This window comes from Phycisphaerales bacterium (assembly GCA_040217175.1).
Taxonomy (GTDB): Bacteria; Planctomycetota; Phycisphaerae; order Phycisphaerales; family UBA1924; genus JAHCJI01.
Genome location: JAVJNT010000001.1, coordinates 1,365,791 through 1,385,563, shown reverse-complemented (window position 1 = coordinate 1,385,563; position 19,773 = coordinate 1,365,791). Strand labels below are relative to the sequence as shown.

Below are 19,773 nucleotides of genomic sequence, written 5' to 3'. Positions count from 1 at the left end.
GCCACGCAGGAGACCCCGCATGACCGCAGCGACGACGACCAGGCCCTTCAACGCCCGCACCGACGACATCCTCGCCCAGCTCGAGCAGGGCGGGCAATACAAGCACCTCCAGATGCTCACCGGGCCGATGGGGCCGACGGTCATGCTGCGCGACGATTCTGGCAAGTCCAGGGAAGTCATCTGCATGTGCTCGAACAACTACCTGGGCCTGGCCAACCACCCCGAGGTCGTCGAGGCCGGCATCGAGGGGCTGCGGAAGTATGGCGCCGGCACGGCGTCGGTCCGATTCATCTGCGGCACGTTCGACTGCCACGAGACCATCGAACAAACCATCGCAAAGTACATGGGTACCGAAAGCAGCTACACGTTCGTGAGCTGCTGGACGGCCAACGAGGCGCTGTACCCCACGTTCGCCGAGCCGGGGGACCTGCTGCTGTCCGACGAGCTGAACCACGCCTGCATCATCGACGGCATCCGCCTGGCGGCCGTCATCAAGAAGGGCGTCCACAAGGGCGTGTACAAGCACAACGACCTGGGCAGCCTTCGTGAGAAGCTCGAGGCGGCGCGGAGCAACCCGGAGGTCACCGGCCAGATCTGGGTCGTCACCGATGGCGTGTTCTCGATGGAGGGCGACATCGCCGACCTGCCGGCGCTGCGCACGCTCTGCGACGAGTTCGACGCGATGCTCGTGGTCGACGACAGCCACGCCCACGGCGTGATGGGCACGACCGGCCGCGGCACGCACGAGCACTTCAACATGTGCCCCGGTGCCCCCGGCCACGACGCGAGCCGGGGCGAGGTCGACTTCTTCACCGGCACGCTGGGCAAGGGCCTGGGCGGCGGGGCCGGCGGCTTCATCGCGGGCAGCAAGCGCGGCACGGAGCTCATCGTGCAACGCGGGCGGCCAACGCTCTTCAGCAACGCCCTGCCGTGCACGGTCGCGTGCAGCGCGAACAAGGCGATCGAGATCGTGCTCCGCGAGCCCGAGCGTGTGCAGGCCCTGCGCGACATCACGGCCTACGCCCGCCAGCAGATCGGCGGTGCGGGCTTCGAGGTCATCGACTCGCCGACCGCCATCTGCCCGATCATCGTCGGCGAGACGGCCACCGCCATCGCGATGAGCAAGCGGCTGCTGGAACTGGGCGTCTTCGTGATCGGCTTCGGCTACCCCGTCGTGCCCGAGGGCGAGGCGCGGCTGCGGCTGCAGATGTCGGCGGTGCACACCAAGGAGCACGTGGATCAGGTCGTGGATGCACTGAAGAAGCTCTAGGGCTCGCCGTGAAGCGCACCAACATTTCCACCGGCGGCCCCTGGGAAGCGACCAACGGCTACAGCCGCTGCGTTAAGATCGAGCACGCCGATCGCACGGAGTTCTTCTTCGCCGGCACGACGGCCGTCAACGCCGACGGCACGATCGAGCGCGAGGGCGACGCCGGCGGCCAGGCCTCGACCATTATCGAGCGTATCGGCGCCGTCCTCCGCGAGCACGGGGCCGGGCTCGCGCACGTCGTGTCGACGCGGCTGTACGTGACCGACGTGGCGCACGCCGAAGCGGTGGGGCGGGCGCACGGCGAGGCGTTCAAGGACGTCCGGCCGGCCGCGACGCTGCTGGTCGTGGCGGCGCTGGTCGATCCGCGGATGCTCGTGGAGATCGAGGCGCACGCGGTGTCGCCGAACGACTAATGAATCGAAACTCTACTCCTGGGAACCACGCTCCGGATCAAATGGCCTTGCACTGAAGGTCGTGATCTGGTAACTTGGTCAAGACAAGGGAGGGCCACATGATCCACGATCACGCGTCCGGTGGGGCTCGAACCGCGCTCGCACGGCAACTGGCGGCGACGGCCTTGGTGGTCCTGCTCATGGCCATGCCCGGCAAGGGGCAACCCTGTGATCCGCAGTGGGCCGAGGGCGTGTTTGGGTTGGTGGGCGTCAATCGCGACGTTCACGCCATGACCACCTGGGATGACGGCCGGGGCGAGGCGCTGTACATCTGTGGCAACTTCGAGACGGTCGGATCCGTCGAATCGAGCAACATCGCACGGTGGGACGGGCAGGCATGGGCGCCGCTGGACTCCGGCACCAACCTCTTCACGTACGCCATGGTCGCGTTCGACGATGGAACAGGCGAGAAGCTCTGTGCCGGTGGGAACTTCTACCGAGCCGGCGGGGTCGACGTGGACAACATTGCTCGTTGGGACGGTGCGCGGTGGGGTCCCGTGGGCGCCGGTTTCTTTGGTTCGGTCCACTCGCTGGCGATCTACGACGATGGCTCGGGCCCGATTCTGTATGCGGGGGGTAATCTCAACCGCTCCACGGGCGGGGCACACTCGCTCAAGGGCATCGCCCGCTGGGACGGCGCGGCGTGGAACCCCGTGGGCGTCGGCCTTGGCCTCTATTTCGTTGAGGTGCGCGCCTTGGTGGTGTTCGACGATGGAAACGGCCCGGCCTTGTACGCCGCGGGCGACTTCGGCATCCTCGGCGACCGCCGCATCGCCAATCACATCGCCAAGTGGGACGGCGTCGCGTGGCAGCCGCTCGAGGGCTCCGGCGGCATCGGGCTCGACGACACCGCATTCGCGCTGGCCGTCTACGACGACGGCGCGGGCGAAGCACTCTACGTCGGCGGACGATTCCAGCACGCCGGCGGCGTTCCCGCCCGCGGCGTGGCCAGGTGGGATGGGTCCGAGTGGTCGGGCCTGGCAGACGGTTTCGACGGCGTCGCGCTCGACATGCAGGTCTACGACGACGGCTCGGGTCCGGCCCTCTTCGTCGGCGGACGGCTCGCTTCCAGCGGCGAGCCGGTGGAGTCGGTCGCCAAGTGGGACGGCCGCCGGTGGACCGGCCTCGACGCCGCGATGGACGAACGCGTGGACGCCATGGCCGTCTACGACGACGGCACCGGGGAACGCTTGTTCGTGGGCGGTCGATTCAAGACGGTCGCGGACGCCTTCATGGGCGGCCTGGCAACGTGGGACGGCGCGGCGTGGGCGAGCATTGCATCTCCGGGGGACGGCGCGGGCATGGACCGAGAGGTACGCGTGCTGGCCACCCACGACGACGGTGGGGGCGAAGCGCTCTACGCCGGCGGCTTCTTCGAGTATGCCGGCGGCGTGCGGGCCAACCACGTCGCGCGGTGGGACGGACTGCGCTGGTCGGCGCTCGGCCAAGGGCTCGACGCGGGTGCCCTGGCTCTGGCGAGCTTCGACGATGGCTCGGGCCCCGCGCTCTACGCCGGCGGATACTTCAGCACGGCCGGCAGCCAGCCCGCCCGCGGCGTCGCGCGATGGGACGGCGCGGCGTGGTCGACGGTGGGCACCGGCGAGGGCTGCGACGGGCTGGTGAACGCGCTGGCGGTCTTCGACGATGGCTCGGGCCCGGCGCTCTACGCAGGCGGCGACTTCCTGCGTGTCGACGGCCAGACCGCCAAGTACGTGGCGCGCTGGGACGGAAGGACTTGGAAGGCCGTCGGCAGCGGTGCGAGGGCCGAGGTATTCTGCCTGCACGTCTTCGATGACGGCAAGGGCCCGGCGCTCTACGCGGGCAGCGACGACTTCACGCTGCCGGGCGTGCCCAACAACTGCGTGCTCAAGTGGGATGGACGCGTGTGGTCGGACCTCTCGACGCCGCTCAACGGTGAGGCCTTCGACATGGCCACCTACGACGACGGCCGCGGGCCGGCGCTCTACATCGTCGGCAGGCTGGGCGTGATTGGCCGGCCGGAGACCAGCGGCGCGGTCCGCTGGGATGGGGCGCGCTACGAGCCACTCGGCGGAGGACTCTCGAACATCGCGTACGCCGTCGACGTGTTCGACCCAGGCGGGGGTAACGGCCCGGACCTCGTCGTGGGCGGCGCGTTCTCGAGCATGTACGGCGGACCGGGCAACTACCTCGCCCGCTGGGATGGTCGCACGTGGTGGCCGCTGGGCTCGGGCATGGACGGCTCGACGCCGCGGGTCTATGCGCTCCATGCCCACGACGACGGCTCGGGCGCGGCCCTGTTCGCCGGCGGGCGTTTCACGAGCGCGGGCGGCCACGCGTCCAGCCGCATCGCACGCTACGGATGCGTGCGCCGGCCGTGCCGGGCCGACGTGGACGGCGACGGCGAGCTGACGGTCATGGACCTTCTCGCGTTCCAGTCGTTCTTCGATGCCGGCGATCCGCGGGCCGACTTCGACGGCGATGGCGAGCTGTCCCTGTTCGACTTCCTGGCCTTCCAGAACGCGTTCGCCGCCGGGTGTCCGTAGCGCGGGGGCGCCATCGGAATCTCGCATGACGTCGCTGCAAGAGCACGCCGGCACACGCCGCAGGGTCAGGATCGAGCGAAGCCGCCCGAGCAACCCCAGGCTCAACGGCTACGTGCTCGACGCCGCCAACGGCCTGGCCCTCGTGCACCCCTTCGACGACTTCGAGCCCAATGGCTACGCCATCATCCGCGAGCGTGACGTCGTGTCGGTCCGCCAGGGCGACTACGAGGCCTTCTGGGATCGCATGCTCGAGGCCGAGGGGCTGCTGGGTGGCTTGGACGAAGCGCCGAAGATCGACCTCAGCAGCATGGCCATGGCCATCGGCGACGCCGCGGCGCGGTACCCGTTCCTGGCGATCCAGTGCGAAGACGAGGATGAAGCCATCCAGGACTTCTACTTCGCCAAGGTGAGGTACGTCACCGACTCACGCGTGGACGTGCGCTGCGTCGACGGTTTGGGTCGATGGGAAGAGCCCGGCCCCTTCCCGCTCGAAGACGTCACCCTGGTCGAAATGGGCACGCCCTACCTCACGCGCTTTGCGCGGTACGTGGAGTGAGCGGGGCCGTGCCAGGCGGGATGGCCTCGTCATCGAAGGCCAGCCGAGTGACGGCGACGGCGATCAGCGCAGGTGTGGCGGCACCCTCCGCTCGAGCAACGCGATGAGCGCGGGGTCCATCTCGCGGTAGTCGTCGGGGATGTCCAGGCAGACGACGCGGGCGTGCCCGAGGTGGTCGCGGAATCGCGCGGCCAGCTTCTTCTTGTGCACCGGCTCCATGACGAAGATCACGTCGGCCCACTCGACCAGGTCGACCGAGACGGGCGTCGGCGCATCGTTGCTCAGGCCGGCGGAGAGGCACTCGAGGCCGGCATGGTCGGGATGGTCGGCGAAGACCTGTTCGGCCGTCGGGCTGCGCCACTTGTTCTTGCCGCACACGAAGAGCACACGGGTGGTCGACGGCGGGGGAGGGGGCGATTCCATCGGGTCAACGATGCCTCAGCACCCCGCGTCGAACGCGTTCTGGAACGCGAGGAAGTCGAAGATGGTCAGCTCGCCGTCGCCGTCGAAGTCGGCGGCCGGGTCGCCGGCGTCGAAGAGGTTCTGGAAGGCCAGGAAGTCGAACACGGTGAGCTCGCCGTCGCCGTCGAGGTCGGCCGGGCACGGGGCGGCGAAGACGTAGGCGGCGCCGGCCCGCACGCCCGCGCTGTCGTCCTGCGGCGCGCCGACGGCGAGTCGCCGGCCGGTGAAGTCCAGGCCGGTGCCGAAGCGAGCGCCGAAGCTGGGAGCACCGGCGCGGATGGGCTCGAGCGGTGCGCCCGTGCGCGCGTCGTAGACGAACACCGCGCCTGCATCGGCCGCGCCGGCATCGTCGTTGGGCGCGCCGACTAGGACGGCCCTGCCGTCGGTCGCCACGTGCAGGCCGAAGTTGCCCAGCACGCCGACGTCCGCGTTCGCGAGGATTGCGACCTCACGGGGCTCGCGCGGGTCGGTCAGGTCGAAGAGGTAGGCGGCGCCGGCGCCGTTCGCGCCCGGCTGGTCGGCGTCGGGAGCGCCGACGATCGCGACCGTGCCGTGCAGCGCGACCGACTTGCCGAAGAAGTCGAACGCCTCGGCGTCGCTGGCGGTGAGCTTGGCGAGCTCGACGGGCTGTCGCGGATCGGAGACGTCGAAGAGGTACGCCGCGCCAGCGGAGGCGGCGATCTCGTTGTCACGTGGTGCGCCGACCAGGGCGAGGTTGCCCTCGATCGCTACCGAGAATCCGAAGCCAGAGCCCTGGGCGCCGTCGCTGGCGGACAGGCGGCCGAGCTCGTCGACCGCGTCCGGGGCTCTCACGTCCAGCAGGTAGGCGGCGCCCGAGGCCAGCCGAGCGCCGTCGGCGTTTGGTGCGCCGGCGATTGCGACGCTTCCGTCGGCGTCGATCGAGAAGCCGAAGCGATCGCCGAACTCGGCGTCGCTCGGCGTGAACGTGTCAACGAGGCTGCCCGTCTGGCGATCGTAGAGGAACATCGCGCCGGCCGGTCCGTCCCCGTCGTCGAAGCCCCAGGCGGTCACGATGGCCGCCGCTGGGCTCAGCGCGGCGGCGTACCCGTACCAGTCGGTGCCGACCAGGCCGGGCTCGGCGAGCGTGCGGACGAGCGCGCCCGATTCGGTGTCGAACAGGAACGCGACGCCGGCATCGGGCCCGACGTCGTCGTCGGCCGGGGCGGTGACGAGCAGCCGATCCTCGAGGATCGCCACGTCGGTGCCGAACTGGTCGAACACGCGGGCGTCCGGCGGCAGGAAGCGATCCAGCGGCACGAACTGGGCCTGGGCGGCCTGGCCGAATGCCGCCAAGGTTCCGAGAACGAGGAGCCTCGTGCCGGGCCGGGGGGTGTGGTTCTCTCTCACGATCGATTCCTCCGCCCCAATCATACAAGAAACGCGCCGGCGAGCGGCGCGGATCTGGGAGAGGAATCTGCGGGCGGGCGTGCGCCTCAGCAGCCCGCGTCGAACGCGTTCTGGAATGCCAGGAAGTCGAAGAGCGTCAATTCGCCGTCGCCGTCGAAGTCGGCGGCCGCGTCGCCGGTGTCGAAGAGGTTCTGGAACTCGAGGAAGTCGAAGATGGTGAGCACGCCGTCGCCGTCCAGGTCGGCCCGGCACTGGCACTCGTCGGGGATATTGTCGAGGTTCAGGTCGAGGCTATCGCCGTTGGCGATGTCGACCAGGTCGTGCACACCGTTGGCGTTGCAGTCGACGGGGATGGCGCCTTCGGATTCGATCGAACCGCGCGATTGCAACTGCGTGCCCGCCGATCCGCCGGGGGCTCCGCCGTTGCCAGGATCGCCGAGGTCGTAGCGTGCGTCGACGAGATCGACGGACGGCCCCGAGACCCAGATGCCGATGCTCGGCCCGCCAGCGCCGCCGCCGCCGCGTCCGCCGTTGCCGCCTCGCCCACCGTTGCCGCCCATGCCGCCGTTGGAGCCGTCGTCCTGCTGGCTGGCGCCGCCGTAGAAGTTGCCTGCGGTACACGTGGAGACGGCGCGACCGCCAAGGCCGCCGGCCCCGCCCTGTCCGCCATTGCCGCCGTTGCCGCCATTTCCGCCGCCACCGGTGGCAAAGTTCGCACCGTTGATGACGACGTCGGTCGACGACGTGACGACCAAGCCAACCGAAGCGCCACCGCCGAGCCCGCCCTGTCCGCCGCGACCACCGCCGCCGCCCGAGCCACCACCAGCGCCGCCGCCGCCGAAGCTGTTGCAACTTGCGGTGCCGCCGCCGCCACCGCCACCGCCGCCTCCCCCAGCGCCGCCCTGGCCATCGGCACCCTGTCCACCGCGCTGTGGGACATAGAAGCCGTCGGCCCCGAGCGAGCCCTCTCCGCCAGCCGGCCCGTTCACGCCGTTAGATCCCGGGAAGCCGTCGCCGCCGATCGAGTCTCGCCCGCCGAAGAAAAAGGGGCACCAGTTGCCAAGGCCCGGGAAGGTTCCGTCGCCGCCGCGCCCGCCGCCGGGGCCCTCACCCGCTTCGCCAGGCCGGCCGAAGTCGCCATCGCGTCCCGGCCGCCCGCCGACGCCGCCCGGGAAACCGCCGCCGGTGCCCGCGACGCCCCCGAGCGGCCAGAGGCCCTGCGTACAAAGAGGGATGCTGGTCCCCGGGATGGTCTGGTCGTCGCTCTCGACGCCCGGCATGCCGAGCCCGCCATTGCCCCCACGGGCTCCGCTCGAGCCGGTCGAACCGTTCGCGCCGCCCATGGCGGTCTCGGCGACGAACTCGCAGTTGCTTGCGAAGAAGTCTTCGACGCCGCGGAGCACCAGCCCGTAGCGGCTGATCCCGGTCGACGGCTGCATGGTGAATCGGATGCCGTCGGCCATGACGCCGACCGCCGCGGTCGTGGGTATGGAGGTCCGCACGATCGTCGTGTTGAGCGACGGATCACGGCTCCAGCCGTCGCCGGCGTCGAAGCCGCCGAGGAGCGCGGTGCCGCTGGTCAGCCGCAGGTCGGTGTACTCGCCCGCGTCGAGGTAGATCACCCCGGAACTGGCCAGCGTCCGCGCCGCGGCAAGCGTCGCTACGGGTTGGTCGGGGGTGCCTGGGTTGGCGTCGTCGCCCAGAGACGCCGAGACGTGGATTGGCGCCTGGGCCAGCGCGTTGGTCGCCGCGAGGGCCGTGAGGACGCAGGCGACGGTCCGGGAGTTCGCAAAGATCGTGGTCATGGTGGGGCTCCTGTCTACCCTTGTTCGTGCATCGGTCGGGGGTGCGAGCGAACGGGCTTGCACCACGCTGCCCGGAACGCGACAATGCCTCGCACCACCGGCAACGAAAAACCGAGGAAATCGTCATCGAGCCCCACGCCGACCAACACGGGCAGGAACACGGGCCGGAACACGGACCGGCTCCCGAGCACACGGTGCTGCTGCTGGCCGCGGCTGGCGGCGACGCGAAGGCGGCCGACCAACTCGCCCCGCTGGTCTACGACAACCTGCGACGCCTCGCGGCCGCCCGGCTCGGCGGCGCGGGCCAGGCCGACTGGACGTGCCAGCCCACCGCCATCGTGCACGAGGCCTACGTGCGCATGGCCGACCAGGACCGGGTCGACTGGCAGGGCCGCACGCACTTCTTCGCGATCGGGGCCGAGATGGTCCGGCGCGTCATCGCCGACGAGGCGCGGCGACGCGGGCGTCAGAAGCGCGGCGGCGGCTGGGGCCGCGTGACGCTCGATGGTGCCGCGCTCGACGCGACGTCGGCCCCGATCGATCCGCTCGACCTCGACGACGCGCTGACGAAGCTCTCAGAGGTCGACGACCGTGCGGCCAGAGTCGTGTCACTGCGGTTCTTCGGCGGCCTGACCGAGCCCGAAGTAGCGGCCGTCCTGGGCGTCAGCGAGCGCACGGTGCGCGGCGACTGGCGCTCGGCCAAGGCCTTCCTGCGGCGCACGCTCGCCGGCCCGGACGCGACCGATGACCAGTGAGTCCCTCTACCAGCGCGCCAAGGACGCCTTCCTGCGCGTGTGCGACGCCGAGCCGGCCGAGCGCGTCGCGCTGCTCGAAGAGATCTGTGCTGGTGACGAAGCGCTGCGGGCCGAGGTGCTCAGCCTGCTCAGCCACGACCTGGACGACGGCGCCTTCGGCGACCACCTGCCGCCGGGATCGACCCTGGGCGACTTCGAGGTCGTCCGCGTGCTGGGCGAGGGCGCGATGGGCGTGGTCTACGAGGCACGCCAAGCGCATCCCGAGCGCATGGTCGCGCTGAAGGTCGTGCGCGGCGGCGCGGCGTCGGCCTCGCTTCGACGGCGATTCGAGCACGAGTCGGCGGCCCTCGCCCGGCTGCAACACCCCGGCATCGCCGCCGTCTACGAGGCCGGCTTCGATCGCGCGACCGGTGCGCCGTTCTTCGCGATGGAGCTCGTGCAGGGCCGACCGCTCACGGCGCACGCGGCCGAGCTCTCGCTCGCCCAACGCGTCGAGCTGCTCGCCCAGGTCGCCGACGCGGTGCACCACGCCCACCAGCGTGGGGTGATCCACCGCGACCTGAAGCCGGGCAACATCCTCGTCGACCAGCAGGGCCGGCCGCGCGTGCTCGACTTCGGCATCGCCCGCCTGACCGCCGACGACGGCACCGCCGCGACGATCCGCACGCTGCCCGGGCAAGTCGTGGGCACGCTGGCGTACATGAGCCCCGAGCAGGCCTCGGGCGACGCAGCCGCCATCGACGTGCGCACCGACATCTACGCGTTGGGTGCCGTCGGCTACGAGCTGCTCTCGGGGCAGCTTCCGCTGGCCGTACGAGACATGCCGCTGGCCGCCGCACTCGGTGCGATCCAGGACGACGAGCCGCGGCGGCTGGGAACGCTCGACAAGCGGCTGCGGGGCGACCTGGAGACCATCATCTCCACTGCGCTGGAGAAGGACGCGTCGCGCCGGTATCCGTCCGCCGCGGCGCTGGCCGACGACCTGCGCCGGTGGCTGCGCGACGAGCCCATCACGGCGCGTCCCGCGACCACGCTCTACCAGCTCCGCAAGTTCGCCAAGCGGCGCAAGGGCCCGGTCATCACCGGCGGGGTGATCGCGGCGATGCTCGTCGTCGCCAGTATCGTGAGCGTGGCGTTCGGCGTGCACGCGCAGCGGCAACGGACGCTGGCCGAGCAGCGGCTCGTCGACGTTCGTGCCCTGGCGAACACGATGCTCTTCGACCTGCACGACCTCATCGAGCCGCTACCGGGCGCCATCGAGGCGCGACGCCGGCTCGTGCGCACGGGCCTGGAGTACCTCGACCGCCTCGCCCAAGACGCCGGTAAGAATCCCGAGTTGCTGGAAGAACTGGCCGAGGCCTACTTCCGCATCGGTGACATCCAGGGTAACCCCAGGCGGGCAAACCTCGGCGACGCCGAGGCGGCGCTTGCAAGCTATGCGACGAGCATCGATCTCCGCCGCCGGCTGGCGGAAGCGGTTCCGTCGGAGGCTTCGACGATCGCCCTTGCGCGCACCGAACTGGCGATCGCCGAGACGCTGACGAGCACGCCCCGCGCCGACGAATCGGCCGACTATGCGCAGCGGACGCTCGACACGCTGGACGGCCTGGAGACCAACGCGGCCGACGAGGTCCGTTTGCTCGCCGAGCAGCGCCTGGGAACGGCGATGCTCAATCGAGGCCAGCCCGACGAGGCGCTCGAGCACTTCAGCCGGGCGCTCGAGGCGTCAGAACGCCTGGCTGCCGGTGGCGATCCGGTCCTGGTGCGCCGCCTGACGATCGGCCTCAACGAGATGGGCCTGACGCTCGCCCGCCTGGGCCGGGCCGACGAGGCGCTGCCCTACCTCGAACGGTCGGAGTCGCTCCGGGCCGCAGCAGCCGAGGCGAACCCCGGGAGCGTGCGCGCCCAGCGCGACCTCGCCCTTGTGCAGCATCGGTTGGGAGACGTGCGTGGCGACATGGGCGAGAAGGACGAGGCGGTCAGGCTCTACGCGAGTGCCCGCGATGCGCTCGCCGGCATCGCGCAGGCCGATTCGAGCGACGCCCGGGCCCACTTCGACTGGTCCGTCGCGGAAGAGAAGCTCGCCAACGCGCAGCTGCGGGTCGACCGCATCGAGGAGGCGAAGCAGGGGTTCGCCAATGCCCGTGACCTACGCACCAACCTGGCCGACGCCAACCCCGAAAACCGTTTATACCGCATGGCATCGGCAATCGCCATCGAGCGCGTCGCGCACTGCGATCGCCTGCGTGGCAACCACGACGCCGCACGCCTGGGCTTCCACGACGCCATGGCCATCGCGCGGGACGGGCTCGAAGATAACCCCAGCGACGTACGCCTCTGGACGGTCCTGGGTATCTCCCAGCGTGGTCTGGGCGAGAGCTTTCTCGACGCCGACGACGCGAACGCCGAAGATGCTCGGCGATGGCTGAACGAGGCGAGGGCCACGCTGGACGACATGGCCGCTCGCGGGATGACGCCGACCCGCTCGACGCTCAGTGCCGAGGTCATCGACGCCCTGCTCTTGCGCTGCGGCTAGGTCGTGTTTCGGTACGGGTGCCCCTATCATCTTGCATGCCCGCTCGCCGTCGACGATCGCAAGCGTCCGAGAACGGCACTCCGGCTGACACTCGGGAACAGCTCGTGGGTGGACGCGGTTTACCGCGCTCCCAAGGTGAGACCATGCCCGACCGTCCGCTCGAGATCGTGGATTCCGACAATTGGTGGTCGCCTGACGACGCCGGTCTGCCGGTGGGCGCCGAAGCCGAGCCCGAGGACGAGGACCGCCCCATCCCCGGCCGCCGACTCTTGATCGCTGGCGTGCTGATCTTCGTGCTGACCACCGTGACGGTGGTGTTCCTTCCCAACATCGTTGCCGTGCTGACGCCAATGGGCGCCATGGTCGCGTTCGGCGCGATTGTTGCTGCCGCTGTCGTGACCGCCGCGCCGAAGAAGCCATCGCAACGACCTCGTGAGGCCGAGGGCAAGGCCATTTCGTGTGGCGGCCCGCGGCCCGTGGGCGAACTCTCGCGGCGCATGGCCGACAACAAGGGCCGCGACTCCTGCGGCCCGGGCGGCTCCTGCGGCTGCTGAGCCTGCGCGAGCGGGCTATCACTGTCGATGACGCACGCGTTCGATCTGGTTATCGCTTGCGATTGGTCGGCTGCCAAGGGCCGCAAGCCGGAGCCCGGCGAGGATCGCTGCTGGCTCGCCTGGCGGAGCACCGAGCACGCCAGCCCGGACCCTGAATACATGCCCACGAGGCTCGAGGCCGAGGCCCGCATTCATGGCTTGCTGGCCGAGCACGCGGGCGCCCGGGCGATCGTTGGCTTCGACTTTGCCATCGGTTATCCGCTCTCGGACTCGGGCGAGCCGGTGCTGCCCGTGGGTCGAGAGCTTTGCGCCTCCTTCGCATCGCGCATCACTGATGACCCTTCGGGCGTGAACAACCGCTTCGAAGTCGCGCGCGATCTCAACGACTCGATCCGGCAAGCAACCGGTGCGCCGCACGGGCCGTTCTGGGGCCGACCGAAGGAGATGAACCACCTCGTCGGCCTGCCGATGGGCCGCGAGAAGCCAACGGGCGTGCCGCAGTTCCGGGCGGCGGAGGAGGCGGCTCGCGGCGTGGGCGGTGGCAGGCCGCAATCGCCCTGGAAGCTTGCGGGCATCGGTAGCGTGGGCTCCCAGAGCCTGATGGGCCTGCCGACGATCCACCGGCTGCTGACCGATCAGGCGCTCGCTCCGCGCACGCACCTGTGGCCCTTCGAGCCCGCACCCGATCGCCCCGACGCGATCAGCATCGCCGAGATCTACCCCAGCCTGTTCCCCAAGCGTGCGCCGAAGCACTGGTACCGCGACGCGCGGCAGGTCGCAAACTCTCGCGACGCCATGTGGGACATGAAGGAACTGCTCCAGCCTCCGCACGAGCGGGCGATGCTCGAGGGCTGGATCCTCGGCGTCGATGAGCGAGCGCCGTAGGCGATGCCGCGCGTGCTCGTCGGCGAACTCATGGACGATCCGGCGCTCGACCCCGCCGAGCACGCGCACGCCCTGCGCGGACTGGCGAGGCTCAACGCCCTGAGCGGCGTGACCCGACAGTTTTATCCGAGGTTGAAGAGGCTCGCATCAAGGCTCGATCGGCCGCTGACTATCGTCGACATCGCCACCGGGAGCGCCGATCTGCCCGTCGCGCTGCTGCAGCGGGCGAGGCGTGACGGCGTTCGCCTTGCGATTACGGCCTGCGATATCAGCAAGGTCGCGCTCGAGAACGCGAGCGAGCGTGCGAGGGCGGCGGGGGTGGAGCTCGCGACGCATCAACTCGACGTCCTCAACGAGGACCCGCTGCAAGCCGACGTCATGACCTGCGCCCTCTTCCTGCACCACCTCACGGACGACCAGGTCTGCACGGTGCTGCAGAAGATGGCCGCCGCCGCGAACGAGCAGGTACTCGTCAGCGACCTCAGGCGCGGCCCGTGGGGTACGGCGCTGGCGATCGTCATTCCCCGACTGACGACTCGGTCGTACGTGGTGCACGTCGATGCCGTCCGATCGGCCCGTGCCGCCCTCAGCGTGGGGGAGGCCCGTTCGATGACTCGGGGAATCTCGGAGGGCGGTTCGTGGCGGATCGATCGCGCCTTTCCGGCGCGTATGCTCATCCAATGGTCGACAGACGCCACTACGACGCCGTCGTGATCGGGGCGGGCCCCGCGGGCGCGATGGCTGCACGGACCATGGCCCTCCGCGGCGCGCGAACGCTGATGATCGATCGGGCGTGCAAGGGCCGCTGGAAGGTCTGCGGCTGCTGCCTCGGCGCCGTCGGCATCGATGCGCTTCAGGATGCCGGGCTCGACGGCGTGCTCGCACATGCTGGCCCGATCGAACGACTCACGCTCTCGGCCCGTGGCGCACGCGTCAGTGTCGGCATGTCGGGCTTTGCATCGATCTCTCGCGAGGATCTCGATACGGCGCTCGTCGACGCTGCCGAGGCTGCTGGCGTCGAGGTGCGCTGGAGGCAGTCGGCGCGTGCGACGCCCGACGGCCGCGTCCACCTCGGCGGTGACGAACTACTGGCAGGGGTCGTCATCGATGCGTCGGGACTGCGCAGCCATGCGGATCGTCCGCCGCGCGGCGGACGCATCGGCCTGGGCCTGACGACGGATGCCGCGTTGTGCCCCACGAAGCAGCTCACGATGGCCGTGGCGCGGGACGGCTACCTCGGCCGCGTGGCCCTGCCGGATGGGCGCGTGGACTTCGCGATGGCGGCAACGCCCGAACTCGTGCGACAGGCCGGCTCGCCAACGGAGGCGGCCCGCGCGATCTGGGCCGAGGCTGGCCTAGACGCGTCGGAAGTTCCCGATGGCCGCTGGTTCGGCACGCCCGTCCTGCGCCGCCGCGCCCAGGCACAACAAGGCCGGATCTTGCGCGTGGGAGATGCCGCGGGCTACGTCGAGCCCTTCACGGGCGAGGGCATGTCGTGGGCGTTGTTGGGTGGATCGGCCGTCGCCGGTGACGCCATCGCCTGCATCGAGCACGGTCCTGATTCATCACGTTGGCCTCGCACGCTGCACGGCTTGCTCGCCCGGCGTCACACAAGGTGCCGGGCCGTCAGCAACGCCGTTCGCTCGCCGACGCTGGTCCGCGTGGCCATTGCGTTCGCCGGCGTGGCGCCAAGCGTGAGCGCGTCGGCAACCGCAATGCTCAGCGGATCTCGGAGGAGCGTGGCATGACCGCCCGCATGCTGGGCATCGGCACCGCGACGCCCCGTGGTCGGCTCGATCAGGCAGCCGCCGCCGAGATGGTCGCGGCGATCGGCAAGGTCACGCCTGCGCGCGCCCGGGCCATGTCGCACCTGTACGCCCAGTCCGGAATCGATGAACGTGCGATGGCGATCGTCGAAGGCGAGGGGCAGACCTACTACAACGGCTCCGTACCAGACACGGCGCACCGCATGCGGTCGTTCCATGTGCTTGCGCCGCCCATCGCCCACGAGGCCTGCACCCAAGCGATCCAGCGCTCCGTCATCGATGCTCGTGAGGTCACCCACCTCGTGACGGCGAGTTGCACGGGCCTCGCCTCGCCGGGCGTCGATATCTCGTTGATTGGCTCGCTCGGGCTTGACACCACGGTGCAGCGCGTCAACATCGGCTTCATGGGCTGCCATGCCGCGCTCAACGCGCTCCGTACCGCGCGGGCGATCGCTCTCGCCGAGCCCGGGGCACGCGTCCTCGTCTGCTGCGTCGAGCTCTGCTCGCTTCACATCCAGGCGTCACAGCAAGACGGCTGCTCGGTCGCCGACGCCCTGTTCGCCGACGGCGCCGCAGCGTGCGTCGTTGCCGGTGGTGGTGGCGGATCCGCGCCCTCGCTGAGACGAACGGCGTCGATCCTGCTCCCAGACAGCCTCGGTGCCATGGGCTGGCGAATCGGCGAGGCTGGCTTCACCATGACGCTCTCGCCCGCCGTGCCGGACATCCTCTCGCGATCGGTCTGCGAATGGGTCGATGGGTTGCTTGCAACGGAAGGCTTGCAACGCGCCGACATCGCCGCATGGGCCATCCACCCGGGCGGTCCCAGGGTGCTCGCGTCGGTTGCCGACGCGCTTGGTCTGGACGACGGCGCGACGCGCGCCTCGGGCGACGTGCTGCGCCGTCACGGCAACATGAGCAGCGCGACCATCCTCTTCATCATCGCGAAGCTGCTGGAGGAGCATGAAGGCGGACCGCTGCTGGCACTCGCCTTCGGGCCCGGCCTGACCGGCGAAGCCCTGCTCATGGCTTGACTACGGCGCCCCGGCGGGAGCCATGCCGAACACCATGAGCCCGGTCGCCGACCGTCGCATCGGTGCGAGCAGCACGAACGGTCGCTCGGTGCTTGCGGTGCGCCGCGGGAGGTAGTCCTCGCTGAGCACGCGAGTAGCCGTACCCCGGCCAGCCTGCGGGCCGGGCGTCCACAATACAAGGCCGTCGGGCGTCGAGCAGATCGCCCGCCCATCCCCGGCGTCGACGGCGGCCACGCTCTTGGGCGCGAGCGCGACGAGCGTTCGGCGCGAGGCATCGACGGCCGCGCAGCGGTCCATCGTCGGGTGGAACACGATGGGCCCGAGCGATGCCTCGGTCGGTGATGCTGCCATCTCTTGCATGGCGTCGGCCTGTGAAACGCCACGAACGGCCGATTGCGAAGCCGCCACGATCTGCGACGCGCCCACGATGCCTCCGCTCGCCGCCAGCCGCCAGCGTCGCACCACGCGTCCGAGGTCGCCGCCGCTCGCCGTTGCCAGGTCGATCAGGAGCAAATCGATCGCCCCGGCATCGTCGACGGCCAAACACGTCGCGTGCCGTTCGTCCGGCGCGAGCAGCGGAAAAACCAGGTCGGCGTCGGGGAGCGAGAGCGTATGCGTATCGCCATCGCGATCGAGCAGCACGAGCGCGAAGCGTTTTCCGCCCGCGCTCCGGCGGCTGTAGAGCAATCCATCGTTGCCGGTGAACACGGCGTGCGCCGCCACGGAACCGTCGCGAACCAGCCAGCGGATGCCCGCTTCAGTCTCGCTCCACCGGGCAACGCCGATCCAGCGCGAGCCGTCGGGGCGCGGCGACTCTACCAGCACGCCCTCGGCACTCGCGTCCCGCCCCAGCAGGATCGGCGCTTGCAGGTCGAACAGCTCGACGCTCGCCCGCAGCCCGCCGACGCCCGGCCGCAGGGGCGAGATCGACACGGTGCCGAATCGGCTCCGATCGGGCGACGCTGACTCGATCGCGAGCCGCTGGGCTCGCGGCGGGGCCGGTACGTCCTGCGTCGCGACGAACCGGCCGTCCGGGCTCACCATCGGCACGCTCAGCCCGTCGTACTCGATCGTGCCGAGCGACTCGATCGACACCGAGACGCGCGACGCCGTCGTGCCGCTGATCACCGGCCGGGCGATGGGATCGCTCGGCAGTTCGGGCGGCGCGCTCGCACGCTCTTCACGCAGTGCCTGCGTGCGCTCCTGGTCGACCACGCACCCACTCGCGCCGATCATCAGCGCGAGCGCGGTGACGACCGACCGCTTAGCCCGGCTCGCCGTCATCCAATGCCTCCGCATCGTCCAGCAGCTCGCCCTCGAGCGGCTCCTCGATGCCCATCTGCTCGCGCTGCATGCGTAAGCGAAGGCGGTACGCCTCGTTGATCGCATCGGCCTCTTCGGCATTCTCAACGATCACCGGCGTGATGAAGATGAGCTGCTCGGTGCTGCTCACGCCCGTTTCGCGAGAGCGGAAGAGCCAGCCCAGCAGTGGAATGTCGCCCAGCAGCGGCACCTTCCGCACGACTTCGGAGTCTTCGTTGCGCAAGATGCCCGAGATCACCAGCGTCTGCCCGCTGCGCACGATGAGCTGCGTCGTCGTCTCGCGGCGGTCGACAACCACCTGCCCGCTCGCCGTGGCCTGCCCCGGCGCCACCGAGCTCAGCTCGATGTTAACGCGCAGGTCGACGTCCTTGTTGGGCGTCAGCCGCGGGCGCACGCGGAGCTGGATGCCCACGGCCCGGTACTCGAATCCCTGCGTCGTTCCGCCCGTGTCGGTCGTCTGGGCGTTGGTGATGAACGGGATGTCTTGGCCGTCAAAGAACTCGGCCTCCTGGTTGTCGCTCGTGAAGATGATCGGCCGGCTCAGGATGCTCACGTCCGTCCGCTCGTCGAGGGCCTGCAGTACGGCGTTCAGATCGACGCCCACGTTCAAGACGCTGGTGTCGAAGAGATTCCCGAAGATGCCGCCCTCGCTGGCCGTCGTGCTCGAGACGAACGAGATCGAGTTGTCGGTGCGCGTCAGGTTGATGGGCGAGCTCGACCACCGCAGCCCCAGCGCCTCGGCATCGTCTCGGCTTACTTCAGCGATGACCGCCTGGATCAGCACCTGCCGCCCTGGCTGGTCGAGCTGCTGGATCAGGTCGACCACGGCCGTTCGGTACTCCGGCGGGCTGAGCACCATGATCGCGTTCTGCCGCCATACCGGGACGATGCGGAGCTTGCCGATGAGGTTGCTCGGCCCCGCGCTGTCGGTCTGCTCGCGAGCCGTCTGCCACCAGAACGTGATCGTTCCGGGGTCGTTGTCGGTATCCGCCGCGGCGGTGTCGGCCGCGTCGTCGGCAAAGGGGCTGTCGCCTGCGCCGGCACCGGTCGAGAGCCCGCTCTCGCTGCGAGGAATCGTCGCCAGCGTGCCATCGAGCGCGAGCAACGCGTTGAGCTGCTCGGCGACTTCCTCGGCCGATACGTGCTTGAGCGAGACGATCGCCGGCAGCCCGACGCTCTTGGGCTGGTCGAGGTCGCGGATGATCTGATCGATGACGGCCAGGTTGTCCGGGCTCTTCGCGACGACGGCGATCTGGCCCGCCGACGGGATCGCCTCGAACGCGAACTGCCCCGCGAGCCGGCCGACGCCCTGCGACGAGCCGCTGCTGCCCTGGTTTCCCTGGTTCCCCTGGCCGCCGCCGCCACCACCACCGCCCGCCGCCGCGTCTGGCTCGCCGAACAGGCCCACAAGTAGGTCGCGGACGGCGATCGGGTCGCTGTTCTCCAGCGTGTAGATGCGCGGCGTCACGGTCTCTTCGGGCAGCGGCAGATCCCACTCGGATTCGATCAGGTCGGCGATCTGGTCCATCACGCCTTGCTCGGCCGCGACCGTCACGCCGTTCTGCTGCGTGTTGGCGGTCACGCGCAGCTCGGCGGTCGAGGCGCCGCTCGAGCCTTCGTCGTCGCCGCCGCCGCGGCCGAAGAAGCGGTTGAAGTTTCGCCCGCCTTGCTGCTGGCCCTGCGTGGTCGCGCCGTCCTGGCCGAACAGCTCGGTGATGTTCTCGGCGATCAGTTCCGCATCGGCGTACCGCAGGCGGAACGTCCGCGTCACCAGCGCGCGCGAGCCCGGCTGGTCCATGCCCGCCAGCAGCCCCTCGACGCGACGCAGCAGGCCGATGTTGCCCAGCACCGCGATGTGATTGCTAGCCTCGTCGACCGTCACCTTCGCGTAGTCCGGCACGATCTCGCCCAGTGCCTCGGCCAGTTCGGATGCTTCCGAATTGCTGATGCGGTAGATCTTTTCGGCCATCGTGCCCAGGTCGGTGCGGTCCATCACGCTCTCGCTGGGGCCGATGACCGGCACGTCTTGGCGGATGACCTCGTTGATGTCGCGCAGGATGATGATGTCCTTGGTCTCGACGACGGCAACGTTGTCCTGCTGCAACGCCAGGATGACCAGGTCGAGCGCCTGCGACTGCGGAATCGGCTCGTCGCTCATGAGCGTGATGTCGACGTTGAGCCGCAACTCGGGGACGATGACGACCTTGCCCGTTGCTTCGACGAGGAACGGGATCAGGTCGTCGAGGTCGGCGCCGCGGAACGACAGCGTCGTCGGCGGGCCGTCGAGCACGCGTCGTCCGTCCGGGCCTCGCTCGATCGGCGCCGGGACTTCCTGGGCCTGCCCCTCCTGCTCTACCGTCTCGGCCGGGTCAGCGTCCTGGGCGATGCTCGTCGGCGGCGCAAGACCGGCCATCGCGACGAGCGCCGCGACCGTCGACCGAACCACCAGGCTGCAACGAATGTCTGCCTTCATCAAGTACCTCGC

16 protein-coding genes are annotated in these 19,773 nt (G+C 69.9%); 11 read left to right on the top strand and 5 right to left on the bottom strand.

The window, feature by feature from the left end:
* Positions 1-19 precede the first annotated feature (19 nt).
* The 4 genes from RIA68_05980 to RIA68_05965 all read left to right on the top strand — a co-directional run bounded on the left by RIA68_05980 (position 20) and on the right by RIA68_05965 (position 4,803).
* Positions 20-1,270, top strand: a complete 1,251-nt coding sequence (locus tag RIA68_05980) for an aminotransferase class I/II-fold pyridoxal phosphate-dependent enzyme (protein MEQ8316987.1) — start codon at positions 20-22, stop codon at positions 1,268-1,270.
* An 8-nt stretch (positions 1,271-1,278) separates the two neighbouring features.
* On the top strand, positions 1,279-1,683 hold the full coding sequence (locus RIA68_05975) for a RidA family protein (GenBank protein MEQ8316986.1): 405 nt from the start codon (positions 1,279-1,281) through the stop codon (positions 1,681-1,683).
* 98 nt (positions 1,684-1,781) lie between these two features.
* A complete protein-coding gene (locus RIA68_05970) occupies positions 1,782-4,247 on the top strand; it encodes a GC-type dockerin domain-anchored protein (GenBank protein MEQ8316985.1) in 2,466 nt (821 codons plus the stop codon).
* A gap of 25 nt (positions 4,248-4,272) precedes the next feature.
* A complete protein-coding gene (locus tag RIA68_05965) occupies positions 4,273-4,803 on the top strand; it encodes a hypothetical protein (protein MEQ8316984.1) in 531 nt (176 codons plus the stop codon).
* Between the two features lie 63 nt (positions 4,804-4,866).
* On the opposite strand, the gene RIA68_05960 is transcribed toward RIA68_05965, so the two are convergent.
* The 3 genes from RIA68_05960 to RIA68_05950 all read right to left on the bottom strand — a co-directional run bounded on the left by RIA68_05960 (position 4,867) and on the right by RIA68_05950 (position 8,438).
* On the bottom strand, positions 4,867-5,226 hold the full coding sequence (locus RIA68_05960; GenBank protein MEQ8316983.1) for a hypothetical protein: 360 nt from the start codon (positions 5,224-5,226) through the stop codon (positions 4,867-4,869).
* Between the two features lie 15 nt (positions 5,227-5,241).
* On the bottom strand, positions 5,242-6,633 hold the full coding sequence (locus RIA68_05955; GenBank protein ID MEQ8316982.1) for a GC-type dockerin domain-anchored protein: 1,392 nt from the start codon (positions 6,631-6,633) through the stop codon (positions 5,242-5,244).
* Between the two features lie 86 nt (positions 6,634-6,719).
* Complete coding sequence (locus RIA68_05950; protein ID MEQ8316981.1) at positions 6,720-8,438, bottom strand: GC-type dockerin domain-anchored protein; 1,719 nt, start codon at positions 8,436-8,438, stop codon at positions 6,720-6,722.
* A 26-nt stretch (positions 8,439-8,464) separates the two neighbouring features.
* Between RIA68_05950 and RIA68_05945 the strand changes: the two genes are divergently transcribed.
* The 7 genes from RIA68_05945 (at position 8,465) to RIA68_05915 (ending at position 15,965) form a co-directional block, all read left to right on the top strand.
* Positions 8,465-9,193 (top strand): ECF-type sigma factor, encoded by a 729-nt coding sequence (locus tag RIA68_05945; protein MEQ8316980.1) that lies wholly within the window; start codon positions 8,465-8,467, stop codon positions 9,191-9,193.
* On the top strand, positions 9,183-11,729 hold the full coding sequence (locus RIA68_05940) for a serine/threonine-protein kinase (protein ID MEQ8316979.1): 2,547 nt from the start codon (positions 9,183-9,185) through the stop codon (positions 11,727-11,729). The genes RIA68_05945 and RIA68_05940 overlap by 11 nt, the downstream gene beginning before the upstream one ends.
* A gap of 143 nt (positions 11,730-11,872) precedes the next feature.
* Positions 11,873-12,283: a hypothetical protein gene (locus tag RIA68_05935; GenBank protein ID MEQ8316978.1), complete on the top strand. Its 411-nt coding sequence runs from the start codon at positions 11,873-11,875 to the stop codon at positions 12,281-12,283.
* A 27-nt stretch (positions 12,284-12,310) separates the two neighbouring features.
* Positions 12,311-13,168, top strand: coding sequence for a hypothetical protein (locus RIA68_05930; GenBank protein MEQ8316977.1), 858 nt, complete (start codon positions 12,311-12,313; stop codon positions 13,166-13,168).
* A 3-nt stretch (positions 13,169-13,171) separates the two neighbouring features.
* Complete coding sequence (locus RIA68_05925; GenBank protein ID MEQ8316976.1) at positions 13,172-13,882, top strand: methyltransferase domain-containing protein; 711 nt, start codon at positions 13,172-13,174, stop codon at positions 13,880-13,882.
* Positions 13,849-14,916 (top strand): FAD-dependent monooxygenase, encoded by a 1,068-nt coding sequence (locus RIA68_05920; GenBank protein MEQ8316975.1) that lies wholly within the window; start codon positions 13,849-13,851, stop codon positions 14,914-14,916. The genes RIA68_05925 and RIA68_05920 overlap by 34 nt, the downstream gene beginning before the upstream one ends.
* Complete coding sequence (locus RIA68_05915) at positions 14,913-15,965, top strand: type III polyketide synthase (GenBank protein ID MEQ8316974.1); 1,053 nt, start codon at positions 14,913-14,915, stop codon at positions 15,963-15,965. Before RIA68_05920 ends, RIA68_05915 begins: the two co-directional genes overlap by 4 nt.
* Here the strand turns inward: RIA68_05915 and RIA68_05910 are convergent, their stop codons facing one another.
* Together RIA68_05910 and RIA68_05905 are read right to left on the bottom strand one after the other, a co-directional pair.
* Positions 15,966-17,249, bottom strand: a complete 1,284-nt coding sequence (locus tag RIA68_05910) for a hypothetical protein (protein MEQ8316973.1) — start codon at positions 17,247-17,249, stop codon at positions 15,966-15,968.
* Positions 17,230-19,761 (bottom strand): secretin N-terminal domain-containing protein, encoded by a 2,532-nt coding sequence (locus RIA68_05905; GenBank protein ID MEQ8316972.1) that lies wholly within the window; start codon positions 19,759-19,761, stop codon positions 17,230-17,232. The genes RIA68_05910 and RIA68_05905 overlap by 20 nt, the downstream gene beginning before the upstream one ends.
* Positions 19,762-19,773 lie beyond the last annotated feature (12 nt).